Source organism: Streptomyces sp. NPDC055078 (assembly GCF_053607985.1).
In genome coordinates this window covers 1-16,107 of record NZ_JBSGUP010000013.1, presented here as the reverse complement: position 1 = coordinate 16,107, position 16,107 = coordinate 1, and the positions used below count along the sequence as shown (strand labels likewise).

Below are 16,107 nucleotides of genomic sequence, written 5' to 3'. Positions count from 1 at the left end.
GCGGCTCAGCTGAAGACGATCATCGACCCCTGTCCCAGACTCCGGGTCGCCGCCGCATGCAGCCCCAGCCAGACATGGCGCTCCCGGGCGAACGGGCTGTCGTCGTACGGGATGGGTCCGGCCGGTTCCTCCAGCGAGGTCGGGCGTTCCGGGGGCCTCGGCGCGGTCGGCGGGTTCGCCGGGTCGATGCCGATCGCGGGGGCGACGAACTCCAGCTCCCGCAGCAGGCCCTGGGTGGAGCCCAGGGGGCCGCCGCCCGCGAGAAGCTCGTCGTTCGAGAGCGGGGAGGTGAAGTCGACCGGGACATACGCGCCCGCGTGGTCGTAGTGCCAGACCAGGTGGGACTGCTGCGCCGTGGCCTCGAACATCTCCAGGAGCTGTTCGTAGTCCCCGCCCAGTTCGTCCACGGGTGTCACGGCGAGCCCGCAGAGCTGGAGCAGATACGCGCGGCGCAGAAAGTGGAGCGCGTCGTAGTCGAAACCCGCGACCGGGGCCACATCACCGGACAGTCCCGGCATATAGGCGAATACAGGGACCGTCGGCAGTGAAGCGTCGGACAGGGCCTTGTCGTACGAGGCGATCTCTTCGGCGAACGGGTTGTCGGGGCTGTGACAGAGCACATCGACGAGGGGGACCAGCCACAGGTCACATGCCAAGGGAGGGCTCACTCTCCAATGAGATCGGACGTACACGGTGTGAACGGTGTGATCAGGGGCGGCGGCGCAAGGTCGTACGACACTGGGACAACGTAGACGGAACAGCGAAAGTGCCGCGCACACGTTCGGCGAAGGACACCCGCCACTTCCCTACCCGCATTGGGCCCCACCGTCGCACAGAAACCGCGCTCACATGCCCCCCGCCTTCCCGACATCCCAGACCCACAGGCCGCCGACCCGCTCGGCCGGCCGCCCGAGCAGCTTCTCCACCGTCGTCCGCAGCGCCTCCGCGTTCCACTGCTCCGGCACCAGCACCACCACGCCCGCCCGCCACGCCCGCAGGTCCGCGCGCGCCTGCGCCCGCTGCTGCCGGCCGATCTCCGGGACCCGGCCCGAGTTGCGGACCTCGCTGAGGAGGTTGGAGGTGTGGCGGGGGGTGGAACCGTAGATACCGATACGGTCCGGGCCCCAGGGGCCGTTGAAGTACCCGCCCGCGAGCGAGAAGCCGAGATCGGTGGACGACTGCCAGTACAGGGGGTCCGCCCCGCTGGGGTCGGGCAGCGGCACCGTGACCACCGCCTCGCCCTTCTCGACGTACGAGCGGTAGGTGCCCTCGGCGATGAACTCGGGCACCGGTGCGCGTTCCCGGACCGGATACGGGGTGGGCAGCACCGGGAACAGCGCGACGGCCACCGCCGTGAACCCCGCCGCGCGGACCGCGAGCCGTGGCGCCGACGTCAGCCGGTCGGCCGTCAGCGCCAGCAGGACGCCCAGCACGGGAGCGCAGATCATCGCCACCCGGGACTCGATCACCGACTCGAAGAGCGGCTGGTGCGCCAGTGCCCGCCAGGGGCCCGTGAGCACGATGTCCGTGTACGGGACGCGGAACTTCACCCCCAGCGACAGAAACGCCGCCGCCAGACCGGTGAACGCCAGCGCCTTCACCAGCGGCAGCCGCCGCAGCCGTACGACGATCACCGCCGCCAGCAGGATCAGCGGCCAGCCGAAGAACGCGTTCTGCTCGGTACGGTTCATCGCGAGCGGGTCCGCGCTGTCGTCCGAGCCGAGCAGGGAACGGCCCGCGAACTCGACGAACGCGCGCGGGCTGTTCCCCGTGTTGTCGCCGTGCATGACGCTCGCATAGCTCTGCGGGCCGAAGAACTGCCAGACCAGCGGGAACGCCACCAGCGGCAGACACACCGCAAGCGCGACCACCAGCCCCTGCGACAGCGGGCGCCACGCCCCCCGGGCCACCTCGCGGGCCACCACCGCGTACGCGAACGCGAACAGCACCATCCCCATCGCGGCGAGCAGCAGCGGCTCCTCGCCGAGGAAGATCTGATACGTCGCGAACAGGCCCAGCAGCACCCCGTCCCGGACGACCGCGCGGCCCTCGCACAGCCGCAGCGCCCGGTCGATGATCAGCGGGATCATGAAGAGCACCAGGAAGTTCGGGTGCGCGTTGCCGTGGGAGATCATCGGGGGCGCGAAGGCGGCGAACGCCGCGCCGATGGCCGCCGCCCAGCGGTTGGCGACCAGTCTGCGCGCGATCAGCCAGTACCAGGTGACCGCCGTCGCCGCGAGGCCGGTGGTGAGGACCAGCGCCCAGGTGACCGTCGGGCCGAGCAGCAGGGTCACCGGGGTGAGCGGCACGGACAGCCCGAGCATCACCGTGTTCGCCATCAGGTTCACGCCCTCGGGATGGCCCTGGAGGGTGGTGAACAGCGGATTGCGCAGATGGATCACATTGTCGGCGGTGACCCGGAAGAACCACTCCCACTGGTTCTGGTCCTGTCCGGCGTCCGTCAGATAGCCGTGGTCCAGATCCGTCCACAGGTCGTTGTAGAGATAGAAGGAGGCGAAGAGGAAGAGCGCGGCGACCAGCAGATCGACCCGGTGCAGCGCGCGCGCCCGCAGCCGGACCAGTTCGAGGAGCACCATGCCGTAGTCCAGCGGTCTGACCTTGGAACCCTGCTGGTGCGACCAGTTCACCGGGACCTCCGACACCGGCCAGCCCGCGCGGCGGAAGAACCGCAGTATCTCGACGTCGATGCCCCAGCCGTTGAGCCGTGAGTCGGCGAACGCCGAACGCACCTTGTCGCCGTCGAAGAGTTTGAAGCCGCACTGCGTGTCATGGATCCCCGGGACCGCGACCGCGCGTATCAGCCGGTTGCCCAGGCGCCCGAGCCATTCGCGCACCCGCCACTGATGCACCTCGATCCGGGACTCGGGGTGCGCGCGGGAGCCGATCGCCGCCGTCGTGCCATCGGCCGCGAGCTGCTGGTCGAGGCGGTCCAGATCCGTGATGGGTGTGGCGAGGTCGGCGTCCGTGAGCAGGATCCGGCGGCCGTACGAGGCGAGCACCCCTCGCCGGAGGGCATCCCCTTTACCCCGGTTCGCCCCGTCATCGGCGGCGATGAGCTGGATACGCGGCTCCTCGGCCGCGGCCTCCCTCGCGATCGCGGCCGTCGCGTCGGTCGAGCCGTCGTCCACCACGATCAGTTCCCAGCTGCCCCAGCGGTCCGGATCGGCGGTCAGATGGGCGCGGATGGCGTCGAGGGTGGGGCGGAGGCGGGTCTCCTCGTTGTAGGCGGGGACGATGACGCTCAGATCGACACCAGTGCCGGATATTCGGGATATTCGAGATATTCGGGGCATGCGAGGGATTCCCTGGGGGGTGGTGATCCCGGTGTCGGTGCTGGTGCTCGTGCCGGTGCCGGTGCCGGTGCTCGCGCTCGTGCTCGCGCCGGTACGGGTGTTGATGCCGGCGCCTGTGGCTCTACTGGTCGCGGTTCTGTTGCCGGTGTTGCCGGTGTTGCCGGTGTTGTCGCTGCCGTCACTGATATCGCTGTTGTCGCTGTTGTCGTCGCTGCCGTTGTCCACGTTCATCGCTCCAGCCGATCCGCCCAGGCGAGCGATTGATCGTCGTACTCAGTGATCACCCGGCGCGAGGCCGCCAGGTCGCCGAGGGTCACGGCGTCGATCAGGTCCTCATGCCCTATCCACAGCCAGTCCCGGCGCTGTGGGTCGAAGCGCAGATGCGGCACGGCGAAGACCCAGCTCTGGACACGCAGATGGTGCAGAAAACGCGATATATACGTGTTTGCCACGATGGAGCCCAGCTCGTGCCAGAACCGAAGGTCGTAACCGATATGGATGTCCAGCTCTCCGCACGCCGCCGCGCGGGCGGCCTCCTCGGCGCGGCGGCGCACCGAGAGGACCGCCTTGGGCCGTACCCGGGTGCGGCCGGTGCGCTCCGCGTGCCGGATGATCCCGTCCATCACCAGGGAGCGCGCCCCGACCATGTCGCGGTAGTCCCCGATCGAGAACTCGTGCACCCTGAAGCCCCGGTGCTGGTCGGAGTCGAGCAGCCCCTGGGCGGAGAGATCGACCAGCGCCTCGCGGACCGGGGTCGCGGAGACCCCGTACTGCTCGGCGATCTGTTTGACCGTGAACTCTTCTCCCGGCAGCAACCGCCCGGCCAGCACCTCGTCGCGCAGTGCGTCCGCGATCTGCTGCCGCAGCGTGCTGCGGGTGACAGCGGTACTCGCACTGCGCGGGCCGGTGCCGGGCATCGATGACTTCTCCTTCACCAGTGGTCCCGGACACGATAGGCCAGTCGGTACGAACCGGGTGAGGTGGTGCGGGTGAGCGACGGGGTCTTCGAGGCGGCCACGGGGGACGGTCCGGTCGAGGTGACCGCAGGTCCGGACCGGGACGCGGAGGTGCGTACGGCGTTCGCCGGGCTGATGCAGATCCGGCGGCTCACCGGCGCCACGCCCGCGGTCTGGGAACTCCAGCAGCCGGTGCGGGCGGTCGCGCTGGCGCTGGAGGCCGGGGGTGTGCCGCCGTCCGCGGTGGACGCCCAGGGGGTCCGGGTCGCGACCGGCTATCGCGTACGGAACGCGGACCGGCCGGGCGCGGTGTGCGTGGAGTGGCTGGGACCGCCGGGGAGCGGGGCCTCGGGCGACGAGGAGGCGCGGTTGCGGGCGTGCGTGGAGGTGCTGGGCGCGGCGGGGTGGGAGGCGCTGCTGTACCGGGGGGCGCGGCGGCGGCGCTTCCTGGAGGTGGAGCCGGGGGCTGGTGCGTAACTGGCCTGGAGACGCCCCGGGTCCACCTGCGGCCCGTCCGGCGATTGAGGACGGACCGGTGCGCCCCACCGGGACAGCTCTCAGGTGGGCGGGCACGCTCCCGGGCGGGCGTACACCGTCAGGCGCGCGTGGCCGATGAGGCGGTCGGAGCAGGGGACGAAGTGGGTGCGGAGAGTGTCGCGTTTGGCCTGTTCGGTGGGGATCCGGTCGAGGAGGTCGCCCTTGGGGTCCTGGAGGACGAGGACGCGGCCGGGCGCCGAGGTGAGGCGGGCGCGGATCTCGGCGGGGGTGGTGTCGGTGCCGTAGAGGGTGTTGGAGGCGCGGGGCGAGCGGTCGAGAGAAAGGTCACGGAGACCGTGGAAGGCCCCGGGGTCGACGAGGGTCCAGACGCGGCGGCGCAGGGGGGTGAAGAGGACGGAGTCCCCGGGCCGGGCGACCTCCGCCACCGCCGAGGCCACCGCGCCGACGTCGCTCTTGCGGCTGTCGGGTGAGCGGAGATGGAGGCCGAAGGCCATCAGCGTGACCAGCGAGGCGGCCCCTGCGGACAGGGCGACAACCCCGGACCAGTAGCGGTCGAGGACCGCGCCCAGCAGGAGGGCGAGACCGATGACGTACGGCAGGACATAGCGGTCCACGAAGAGCGGGTGCACGAACGAGACCGCCAATAGCAGCCCCATGGGCAGCACCAGCAGCGGCAGGGCGACGGCTCGTACCCGGGCGCCCCCGGCGGTACGGGCGCAGCACCAGCCGAGGAGGGACAGCGCGGCGAAGGCGGTGAGTTCGGGGGTGCCCGGCGGGCCGATCCAGTCCACCTGGGCGGCCTGCGTGGTGCTGAAAAGGGCGAGCGGGGCCAGCCCGGCGACCACGCACAGCGCCGCCATCCGCCAGCCGCGCGGCCAGTGGCGGCGGAGGGTCACCGCATGCGCCACCAGCGCGAGGACCGCGAACTCGTGCAGCAGACACGCCGTCAGCATGACCACCGCGTACGCGCCCCAGCGCCGTTTCAGCAGCAGCCAGGTCCCCCAGGTGACGAACGCGCACACCAGCGCGTAGGAACGCCCCTCCTGCGCGTACCGCTGCACGACCGGCAGCAGCGGCAGGACGAGCCCGGCCAGCAGCCCCGCGCGGGGGCCCGCCAGCCGGGCGCCGATCAGCGCGACCCCGGCGGCCGTCGCACACATCGCGAGGACGGACGGCAGCCGCAGCGCGACGAGTCCGGGGTCCCAGGCGCTGAACACCCCGTGCATCAGGAAGTAGTAGAGCCCGTGCACGGCGTCGACCGACCCGAGCGTGGACCGGATCTCGGCCACGGTCCGCCCCGCCATGTCATACGTGACCGCCTCGTCGGTCCACAGCGTCCCGCCGCGCCGGATGCCCCACAGCCCGAGGGCGAGCATAAGGACGGCGGGCGCGAGGGCGACCGTACGGGAGGAGAGCCGCCGCACACGCGGTACGGGCGGGGGCGGGGAGCGGATCGGCGCGGACGGCGGCACGGGGGACGAAGGGGGCGACGGCACAGGGGGCGGAACGGACGGCGCGGTGTCGATCATCTGGCGAGTCCACCGGCCGTCCCGTTGATAGGCAGGCCCCTCACGCCCCGCCAATCAATTCGTCTAGGGTCGATCGGGGTCGATCGGGGCCTGTCGGGGCCTGTCTGGGTCGGCCGGGGGAGGTGAGGGGATGGGGCGTCGCGAGAAGCCGCTGGACCCGGACGAGGGGCCGGTGCAGCGGTTCGCGTACGACCTGCGCGAGCTGCGCCGGGAGGCGGGCACCCCCACCTACCGGACGATGGCCGAGGGCTCCCGGTACTCCGCGCCGACTCTCTCCGCCGCGGCGGCCGGGGCACGGCTGCCCTCGCTCGCGGTCGCTCTCGCCTACGCGACCGCCTGCGGCGGTGACCCCGCCGAGTGGGAGAAGCGCTGGCGCGAGGCATCGGCCGGCGAACCCGTACTCGCGCGGGACGACGGTACGAGCGCCCCCTACCCCGGACTCGCCCGGTACGGCACCGAGGACCGCGACCACTTCTTCGGGCGGGACGCCCTGGTCGCCGATCTGCTGGAGCTGACCCGGCGGCGGCCCTTCGCCGCTCTCGTCGGCGCGTCCGGCAGCGGGAAGTCGTCCCTGCTGCGGGCGGGGCTGGTCCCGGCCCTGCGCGAGGGCGGCGGATCGTCCGGCACCGCTTCGGTGGACCGCACCCCCGGAGACGGCACCGGCGGTCCATCGGTGAGCCGCACCCCCGGAGACACCGGCACCGCTTCGGTGGACCGCACCCCCGGAGACACCGGCGGCCCCTCCGTGATCCGTATCCTCACCCCCGGGCCCACCCCGGCCCGTACGCACCGCGCCCTGTTCACCGAGGGCGCGCTGGTCCTGGTCGACCAGTTCGAGGAGGTCTTCACCCTCTGCCGCGACCCCGCCGAACGTGCGGCCTTCATCAAGCTGCTGACCGGTTCCGGGGCCCGTCCCGGGGCCGGTTCCGGGGCCGGTCCCGGGGCCCGTGTCCTCATCGCCGTACGCGCCGACTTCTACGGCCGGTGCGCCGAGCACCCCGCGCTCGCCGACGCCCTTAAGGACTCCGTGCTCCTCGTCGGGCCGATGACGCCCGAGCAGTTGCGGGAGGCGGTCGTCGGACCCGCCACCGCCGAACGGCTCATCGTGGAGCGCGCGCTGACCGCCCGGATCGTCGCCGATGTCGCCGATGAGCCGGGCGGACTGCCGCTGATGTCGCACGCCCTGCTGGAGACCTGGCGGCGGCGGCACGGCCGGACGCTGACCGTGTCGGCGTACGAGGCGATCGGCGGGGTGCGGGGCGCGATCGCGCACACGGCGGAGGAGATCTTCACGTCCCTCACCGACGAGCAGTCACGGGCCGCCCGCGCCCTGCTGCTGCGGCTCATATCACCGGGTGAAGGCGGCCAGGACACCCGCCGCCCGGCCGAGCGGACCGAACTGCTCCAGTCGCCGGAGTCCGAACGCGTCCTGGAACGCCTGGTCCGCGCCCGGCTGCTGACCGTCGACGACACCTCCGTCGATCTCGCGCACGAGGCGCTCATCACCGGCTGGCCCCGGCTGCGCGGCTGGATCGAGGACGACCGCGATCTGCTGCGCTCGCACCGCCGGCTGACGGACGCGGCCCGGATGTGGGAGGAACTGGGGCGCGACCCGGGTGCGCTGTACCGGGGCGCGCAACTGGTGGGGGCGCGGGAGGCGTTCCTGGCCGAGGCACCCGGGGCTCAGGCGCACGACAGCGCCCGGGACCTCCCGAAGGCCCCCGACCCGCCCGGGACCCGGCGCCTGTTCCGGCGCGCGCCGCCCCGGGGCCCCGGCGAGACCCCCAGGACACCCGCCGACTGGCTCACCCCTCAGGAGCGGGACTTCCTCACCGCCTCCCTCGCCGCGTACGACTGTGAACTGCGCGCCGCCGCCCGCACCACCCGGCGGCTGCGCGTCCTGACCATCACCCTCTCCGTGCTGCTGTGCCTCGCCGCGATCGCGGGACTGACCGCCTGGCAGCAGAGTGAGGTGAGCGACCGCCGCGCCACGGAGGCGGAGGCCCGGCGGGCCGCCGGAGTCGCGGACGCCCTGCGGACATCCGATCCGCGAACCGCCATGCGGCTGAGCCTGGCCGCCTGGGAACTGGCGGATCTGCCCGAGACCCGGGAGTCGCTGTTCGCGGCGGGGGCGCAGCACACGGTGGATATGTTCGCCGCGCCGCTGCCCGAGTCGGAGACGGAGGAGGACACCTCCTGGTGGCGGTTCAGCGACGACGGCCGCACGGTGGCCGTCGTCGGCCCGGACCGGGTCGACCGCTGGGATGTGGCCACCCATCGAAGGGTCGCCACCCTGCCCGGTCTCGGCCGGCAGGCCCACGGCATCCTGGATGTCAGCCCCGACATCCGGAGGGCAGCCTTCACCTCCCCGGACGGGATACGGATCTGGGACCTGGCGATCGGAAGGCCGACCGGGAAGGCGTTCGGGCCCCGAGGCGATGACAGCGAAGGCTGGTTCGGGCCACAAGGCCGCCTCTTCGGCGCGCACCGGTCCAACGGCCCGCTCCAGTTGTGGGACACCCGCACCGGCCGGCCGCTCCTCGACACCGGCGGCCGGTACCGGGAGATCCGCCGGTTCCAGATCTCCTCCGACGACCGGCTGCTCGCCTTCTGTCCGAGTTCGGCGGGAGAGGGGCCGCTCCAGATCTGGGATCTGCGCGAACGCCGCAGACTGCACACCCCGTGGGCGACGAGAGTCGACCTGTGCCACCTCACCGACGACATACAGTTCACCCCCGACAACCGGGCACTGGCCATCAATGCCGAGACCGGAGTGCGCACCTGGGACATACGGTCCGGCCGGGAGCGGCCCCGCATCACCACCGGAGGCATGTCTTCCGTGGCGTTCAGCGCGGACGGCACCCACGCGGCGACGCTGACAGCGGACGAGATACGGCTCTGGCGGCTCTCGGACCACCTTCCTCCCGTGGCCCTGAGCCGGTACCCCGCGGTGAACAGAAACCTCAGCGATCTGCGGCTGGACATGCGGGCCGGAATCATCAGGTTCACGGAGTTCTTGGCACCGCCCGCCCGCAACGTCTGGACCATCGCGTTCGACCCCATGAACCCCGCGGCGGGGGAACGCGCCCCGTTCACCGCCGCCGCGTACAGCCCGGACGGCACTGTCCTGGCCACCCAGCGCACCCCCGCCGACGGCGCCCGGACGCATGAGCTGCGGGACGCCGCCGACGGGCGGTCGTTCGCCGCGCTTCCCGGCCCCGGCCCGGGGCCCGGCCGCCCATCGGCGTGCGGATCCCGCTGCCCCGGGATGGCCTTCAGCCCGGACAGCCGCGCCTTCGCGTATCTGAACGCGTCCGGCGCGGTCGCCGTGCGCGACATCCGTTCCGGCGCGGTCGCCTCCGTGCCTCCGCCGCCCCACCACGACGGCGAAGTCGCGGTCGGCGATGTCAGCGACGGCGACGGCGACGGCGACGGCGACAACGGTCGGCCGCTCGCCGTGTCCCGCTCGGCCATGAAGGCCAAGTCCATCGACTCCCTGCGCCTGGGCCAGGACGGGAGTGTCCGGGGCCTGGGCCCGGCCGGAGGTATCCAGGGCCTGGGGAGTGTCCAGGGGCGCGGCTGGTCCACCCTGCGACCCGGCGCCAACGGACCCTTGCTCGCGACGGCCCCGGACGGCCGGTTCTTCGCGCAGTACCGGCAGTTGATCGACCCGGAGACGGGAGAGGCCACCCGCATCATGCGGGGCGAGTCCTACGCCTCGTCGGCGGTGTTCAGCCCCGACGGCCGTTTCAGCGCGATGAGCGACTGGACAGGCCGCACCACGCTCTGGGACGGCGAAGGCAAGCGGCTGCTCGCGCTCCTCGTCCCCGCAGTGCCCAATGCCTCGCATGCCCAGGAGGGCCGGCTCGGGCGGGCGCTCGCGTTCTCGGCCGACGGCCGCAAGGTCGCCGTCGGCGACGCGGACGGCGGCGTACGGATCTGGGACACCGCCTCCCCCCGCTCCCAGGGTTCCCCACTGCCGCCCGCCGACGGACCGGTCCTGGCGCTGGCGTTCGGCGAGGACGGCGGGGAACTGCGGGTCACCACGCCGTACGTGGCGCTCCGTACCCATGCGCTGGACCCCGGGCGGACGGCGGAGAACGTCTGTAGGCGGGCACTGGGCGAACTGTCGCGGACGGAGTGGAAGACCTACCTCCCGACGGTCCCGTACCGCCCCACCTGCCCCCCGTAACTCACCGCACAGCGCTGCCATGTCGCCCCCGGCACCCCGCGTCACAGGCTCCGGACCCATCACAGGGCACCGGCACCCGCATCACATGCTCCGACCATCGACTTCACCGGTCCTTCACTGCGAGGATCGGCGCATGACGCACATCCCCAAGGGCGCGAACGCCCCCGTACCCACAGCCCTGCTACGGGTGGCGGTGGGCCGCCGCGTGGCGCCGGGGACACCGGTCATCGACGCGTCCGCGCTGCTGCTCGACGCGCGGGGCATGGTGCGCGGGGACGCCGACCTGGTGTTCTACAACCAGCCCCGGCACCCGTCGGGCGCGGTGCGGCACCTGGGGAGGGCCGAGGGCGGCGGTCAGCTCGCCGAATGGCTGGAACTGGAGCTGCCGACCGTGGAGGCGGCGGTGCAGCGGGTGCTGATAGCCGCGTCCTGTGACGACGGGGGCGGCGGGGTCTTCGGCGCGGTGCCGGGGCTGTATGTGCAGGCGCTGGGGCCCGACGGGTCGGTGGCGGTGCATTACGCGGTGACGGACGCGACGACGGAGACGGCGTTCGTCCTCGGCGAGTTCTACCGGCGCGACGGGACGTGGAAGTTCCGCGCGGTCGGGCAGGGATACGACTCGGGGCTCGCCGGGCTCGCGACGGACTTCGGCATCGTGGTGGCGGGCGCTGCTCCGGCGGCTCCCGCACCGGCCCCGTACACGCCACCCGCACCGGACCCATACGCGCCGCCCGCACCGGCCCCGTACGCACCGCCCGCGCCGGGGGCCCCGGCCCCGTATCCGCCCCCCGCCGCGGGCCCGTACGCGCCGGCGGCCCCGCCCGGCCCCGGGACCGTACCGCCCGCGTCTCATGCGCCGCCCGCGGCCCCCGCCGCTCCTCCCGCTTTCGCTGCCCCCGGCCCGGGTCACTACCCGCCCGCCGCCCCGGGCCCGTTCCAGGGACCGCCGCCCGGACCGCCACAGAGCCCGCCGCAGAGCCCGCCCGGGGGCTTCCCGTACGCGCCGCCAGGGGGACAGGGGCCCGCGCCCGCCGCGTACCCGCAGCAGCCCGCGCCCGGGTTTCCGCCGCCCGCCGCCGCGTACCCTCAGGGCCCGCCGCCCGCGTACGGACAGCAGCCGGGACAACAGGCGGGACAACAACCGCCGCTGCCGCATCCCGGGTACCAGCCGCAGTCCCCGCAGGCGGGCGACCCGCTCGCCGCCGCGTTCGCGGGACTGCCTGCCTTCCACTCGCTGCTGCACCGCGGCCGCGACATGGAGACCGTCACCTTCGAGGGACGGGTCCCGCCCGGCCCGGTGATCGTCGAGGCCCGGCAGCCCTGCGACAGCCCCTTGTGGATCGACAAGCTCAACTCCCGCCACGAGCAGGAGCATGAGCTGATCTCGGCGCCGGTCAACTTCTTCCACGGCCGTACGGCCTGCTACGTCCCCGAGGGGGAGCCGCTGCGGATGAGGGTGAACGGGGACGAGGAGTGGACCGTCGCCGTCCATCCGCTCAACGCGGCCCGCCCGCTGGGCACCGCCGCATTGAGCGGCCCGGCGGATGACGTCCTCATCCACACCGGGCCCGCAGGGCGGCTGGAAGTGACCCTGGAGAGGGGGCCCGAGGACGTCCATCCCTCGATGTATCTGATCGCCGTGCACGACTTCCGGCGGCCGGACCCCGAATTCTTCGGGTTCCACCACGGTTTCCAGCGGACCGACGATCTGCTCACCGGGGCGGTCGGCCCGTTCCGGCAGACGATTCCCCTGCCCGCCGGCCCGGTGCTGCTGCTGATCGAGGCCAACAGCGCCTGGACACTCCAGGTCCGCCCCTGACCCGCCCCCGGCCTGCCCCCGAGCGGACCGGGCCGGGCAGGCCGGGACCAGGAACCAGGACCAGGACCAGGGCCAGGGCCCGGATCAGCCGTCGGTGTGCTCGTCGGCGACCGAGAGCGCCGCGTCCAGTACGGCAAGACCCTCCTTCGCCTCCGCCTCGCTCACATTGCACGGCGGGACGGCGTGGGTGCGGTTCATATTGACGAACGGCCAGAGCCCGCGCGACTTGCAGGCGGCGGCGAAGGCGGCCATCGGCGCGTTCGCGTCGCCCGAGGCGTTGTACGGGACGAGGGGCTCGCGGGTCTCCCGGTTCCGGACCAGATCCAGCGCCCAGAACACACCCGTGCCCCGGACCTCGCCGACGCTCGGGTGCCGCTCGGCCAGTTCCCGCAGGCCGGGTCCGATGACGGTCTCGCCGATGACGGCCGCGTGCCCGACGATGTTCTCCTCCTCCATCGCCCGGATGGTGGCGACGGCGGCGGCGCAGGCCAGCGGATGACCGGAGTAGGTGAGTCCGCCGGGGTACGGCCGGGTCTCGAAGGTCGCCGCGATCTCGGCGGAGATGGCGACCCCGCCGAGCGGCACATAGCCGGAGTTGACGCCCTTGGCGAAGGTGATCAGATCCGGCACCACATCGAAGTGCTCGGCGGCGAACCACTTCCCGGTGCGCCCGAACCCGGCCATGACCTCGTCGAGCACGAAGACGATCCCGTACCGGTCGCAGATCTCCCGTACGCCCGCGAGATAGCCGGGCGGCGGGACCATGATCCCGGCGGTGCCGGGAATGGTCTCCAGCACGATGGCGGCGATGGTCCCCGGACCCTCGAACGCGATCGTGTCCTCCAGATGCGTCAGGGCGCGGGCGGTCTCCTCCGCCTCGGTCGAGGAGTAGAACGGCGAGCGGTAGAGGAAGGGCGCCCAGAAGTGGACGACCCCGGAGGTCGCGCTGTCGGACGCCCACCGCCGGGGGTCGCCGGTGACATTGATCGCGGTCGCGGTGCCGCCGTGGTACGAGCGGTACGCGGAGAGCACCTTCGGGCGGCCGGTGTGCAGCCGGGACATCCGTACGGCGTTCTCGATGGCCTCGGCGCCGCCGTTGGTGAAGAAGATCTTGTCCAGATCGCCGGGGGTGCGCTCGGCGATCAGCCGGGCGGCCTCGGAGCGCGCCTCGACGGCGAACGCGGGCGCGAAGGTGGTGAGCTTCGCCGCCTGCTCCTGGATCGCGGCGACGACCTTCGGGTGCTGGTACCCGATGTTGGTGTAGACGAGGCCGCTGGTGAAGTCGAGATAGCGCTTCCCGCCGTAGTCCCAGAAGTACGAACCCTCGGCGCCTGCGACGGCGAGCGGGTCGATCAGGCCCTGGGCGGACCAGGAGTGGAAGACATGTGCCCGGTCCGCGGCTTTCACGGCGGCGCCGGCGGTGGGATCAGCGGGCTGGACTCGATGGTTCATGCGCTCCAGCGTAAGGACACCCGGACGAGGTCCGACATGGCCACCCTGTCGGGCCGATGGGGACTTCCTGCGGCGTTGTGTCGGGCCCCGGTCGAGATTGACAGCATGCTGTCATTATGACAACCTTCTGTCATATCGAGGATCGAGGAGTGGAGACACTCCGTCCGGACCCAGGAGCGCGCCATGACCCGCAGGACCGTTCATCTCGCCGTCTACGACACCTTCGCCGACTGGGAGACGGGATACGTCACCGCCCATCTCACCCGGCGCGGATACACCGTCCGCACGGTCGGCCTCACCACCGATCCGGTCACCACCATGGGCGGCGTCCGTATCCAGCCCGACGCCGCGCTGTCCTCGCTGACCCCCGAGGACAGCGCGCTGCTCGTACTGACCGGCGCGGACGCGTGGGACACCGGGGACGAGCTGGCCCCCTTCGCCGCGAAGGCGCGCGCGTTCCTCGGCGCGGGCGTCCCGGTGGCCGCGATCTGCGGGGCCACGGCGGGGCTGGCGCGCGAGGGACTGCTCGACGACCGCGACCACACGAGCGCGATCTCCTACTATCTCGACGCCACCGGCTACCGGGGCGGCGAGCGCTACCGCGAAACCGACGCGGTCACCGACGGCGGACTGATCACCGCGGGCCCCACCGAGCCCGTGGCCTTCGCCCGGGAGGTCTTCGCGGCCCTCGGCGTGTACGAGGGCGAGAAGCTGGACGCCTGGTACCGGCTGTTCCACGACTCCGACGCGTCCGCCTACGCGATCCTGGAGGCGGAGTGAGCCGCGCGGAGCGGGATCTGCTCAGCCGGACCGCCCTCGGGGTCTTCCGGCTGAACGGCCAGTTCCTCTCGGTCTCCGACCGGATGGCGAAGGACGTCGGCCTGACCGCCGCCCGCTGGCAGGTCCTCGGCGCCGTCCTGAGCGCGCCCCAGCCCGTGGCGGGGATCGCCCGGACCATGGGCCTCACCCGCCAGAGCGTGCAGCGGATCGCGGATCTGCTGGTCGAGCACGGTCTCGCCGCCTACGAGCCCAATCCCGCGCACCGCCGCGCCAAGGCCCTCCGCGCCACGGACGAGGGCCTCGCGGCGGTGAGCCGCCTCGCTCCGGCCCACACCGAACTGGCGGCCCGGCTCGCCACGGCGCTCGGCCCGGAGGAGTTCGCGGAGACGGTACGGGTGCTGGAGCGGCTCTCCCGGGCGATGGACACGGTCCGGACCGAGAGCACCCCGGCCGAGAGCCCCCAGGCCGAGAGCACCCCCGCCGGGAGCACCCGGGCGGCGGGCGGCGCGGCCGAAACCACTCACGCCACCGGCACCCGGACCGAAGCCGTCCGGGCCGAAGCCGTCCGGGCCGACTGAAGAACCCGCCCCGGCGAAAGGCGCCCCGGCCGAAGCGCGGCGCCCCGACCGGACCAGACCGGACGGGACAGACCGGACGGGACAGACCGGACCGGACGGGCAGGACCGGACGGGACCCGACCGGACCAGACCGCGTCGCCCGCGCGCACTATCCTGTCCCCCGAATCCTCTGATTCCAGCGAATCGCCGGAATCGGGGGATTCGGGGGGAGGACAGACACCAATGGATCAGCTTGTATCTGGAGATCCACTCCATATCGGCGCATACCGGCTGCTGGCCCGCCTCGGCGCGGGTGGCATGGGCCAGGTCTATCTGGCGCGCAGCGACCGGGGCCGTACGGTCGCGGTCAAGCTCGTACGGCCGGAACTCGCCGAACGGGACGAGTTCCGCGACCGCTTCCGCCAGGAGGTCCACGCGGCCCGGCGGGTCGGCGGGGAGTGGACGGCGCCGGTGCTCGACGCCGACACCGAGGCGCCCGTGCCCTGGGTCGCCACCGGCTATGTCGCCGGTCCGTCCCTGCACGACATGATCAGCGCGGGTCCGCTCCCCGAGCGCTCGGTCCGCATCCTGGGCTCCGGGCTCGCGCACGCCCTGCGCGACATCCACGCGGCCGGGCTCATCCACCGCGATCTCAAACCGTCCAACATCCTCATCACCATCGACGGCCCCCGCGTCATCGACTTCGGTATCGCGCGCGCCCTGGAGACGACTGCCGACGGCGGTCTCACCCGCACCGGCTCGGTCATCGGCTCCCCGGGATTCATGGCCCCCGAGCAGGTGCGCGGCACCCGGGTCACCACGGCGTGCGACATCTTCTGCCTCGGCTCGGTCCTCGCGTACGCGGCGACCGGCCGGCTCCCGTTCGGCTCGGCGGACAGCGGCGCGCACGCGACGATGTTCCGTATCGCCGAGGAGGAACCGGAGCTGACGGGGCTGCCGGACGGTCTCGCCGATCTCGTACGGGACTGTCTGCGCAAGGAGCCCGACCA

11 protein-coding genes are annotated in these 16,107 nt (G+C 72.6%); 6 read left to right on the top strand and 5 right to left on the bottom strand.

Features of this window, described 5'->3' with window-relative positions; genetic code table 11:
- Positions 1-5: 5 nt before the first annotated feature.
- From ACWF94_RS02365 to ACWF94_RS02355, 3 genes are all read right to left on the bottom strand, one after another.
- Complete coding sequence (locus ACWF94_RS02365; protein ID WP_453483917.1) at positions 6-656, bottom strand: hypothetical protein; 651 nt, start codon at positions 654-656, stop codon at positions 6-8.
- Between the two features lie 189 nt (positions 657-845).
- Positions 846-3,314 (bottom strand): glycosyltransferase, encoded by a 2,469-nt coding sequence (locus tag ACWF94_RS02360; protein WP_453483916.1) that lies wholly within the window; start codon positions 3,312-3,314, stop codon positions 846-848.
- 227 nt (positions 3,315-3,541) lie between these two features.
- Complete coding sequence (locus ACWF94_RS02355) at positions 3,542-4,231, bottom strand: GntR family transcriptional regulator (protein WP_453483880.1); 690 nt, start codon at positions 4,229-4,231, stop codon at positions 3,542-3,544.
- A gap of 72 nt (positions 4,232-4,303) precedes the next feature.
- On the opposite strand from ACWF94_RS02355, the gene ACWF94_RS02350 reads away from it, so the two are divergent.
- Positions 4,304-4,747, top strand: coding sequence for a hypothetical protein (locus tag ACWF94_RS02350; RefSeq protein ID WP_453483879.1), 444 nt, complete (start codon positions 4,304-4,306; stop codon positions 4,745-4,747).
- Positions 4,748-4,827: 80 nt separating this feature from the next.
- Here the strand turns inward: ACWF94_RS02350 and ACWF94_RS02345 are convergent, their stop codons facing one another.
- Positions 4,828-6,297: a glycosyltransferase family 39 protein gene (locus ACWF94_RS02345; RefSeq protein ID WP_453483877.1), complete on the bottom strand. Its 1,470-nt coding sequence runs from the start codon at positions 6,295-6,297 to the stop codon at positions 4,828-4,830.
- Positions 6,298-6,427: 130 nt separating this feature from the next.
- Between ACWF94_RS02345 and ACWF94_RS02340 the strand changes: the two genes are divergently transcribed.
- Together ACWF94_RS02340 and ACWF94_RS02335 are read left to right on the top strand one after the other, a co-directional pair.
- Positions 6,428-10,489 carry an nSTAND1 domain-containing NTPase gene (locus ACWF94_RS02340; protein ID WP_453483875.1) on the top strand — a complete coding sequence of 1,354 codons (4,062 nt, stop codon included), beginning with the start codon at positions 6,428-6,430 and terminating at the stop codon, positions 10,487-10,489.
- Positions 10,490-10,622: 133 nt separating this feature from the next.
- Positions 10,623-12,308 (top strand): TerD family protein, encoded by a 1,686-nt coding sequence (locus ACWF94_RS02335; protein WP_453483873.1) that lies wholly within the window; start codon positions 10,623-10,625, stop codon positions 12,306-12,308.
- Positions 12,309-12,392: 84 nt separating this feature from the next.
- Here the strand turns inward: ACWF94_RS02335 and ACWF94_RS02330 are convergent, their stop codons facing one another.
- A complete protein-coding gene (locus ACWF94_RS02330) occupies positions 12,393-13,760 on the bottom strand; it encodes an aminotransferase class III-fold pyridoxal phosphate-dependent enzyme (RefSeq protein WP_453483871.1) in 1,368 nt (455 codons plus the stop codon).
- Between the two features lie 183 nt (positions 13,761-13,943).
- Here ACWF94_RS02330 and ACWF94_RS02325 point away from each other — a divergent pair, with 183 nt between their 5' ends.
- The 3 genes from ACWF94_RS02325 to ACWF94_RS02315 all read left to right on the top strand — a co-directional run.
- Positions 13,944-14,540 carry a type 1 glutamine amidotransferase family protein gene (locus tag ACWF94_RS02325; RefSeq protein ID WP_453483869.1) on the top strand — a complete coding sequence of 199 codons (597 nt, stop codon included), beginning with the start codon at positions 13,944-13,946 and terminating at the stop codon, positions 14,538-14,540.
- On the top strand, positions 14,537-15,118 hold the full coding sequence (locus ACWF94_RS02320; protein WP_453483867.1) for a MarR family winged helix-turn-helix transcriptional regulator: 582 nt from the start codon (positions 14,537-14,539) through the stop codon (positions 15,116-15,118). Before ACWF94_RS02325 ends, ACWF94_RS02320 begins: the two co-directional genes overlap by 4 nt.
- A gap of 222 nt (positions 15,119-15,340) precedes the next feature.
- The coding region (locus ACWF94_RS02315) for a serine/threonine-protein kinase (RefSeq protein WP_453483866.1) at positions 15,341-16,107 on the top strand (767 nt) is incomplete at its 3' end.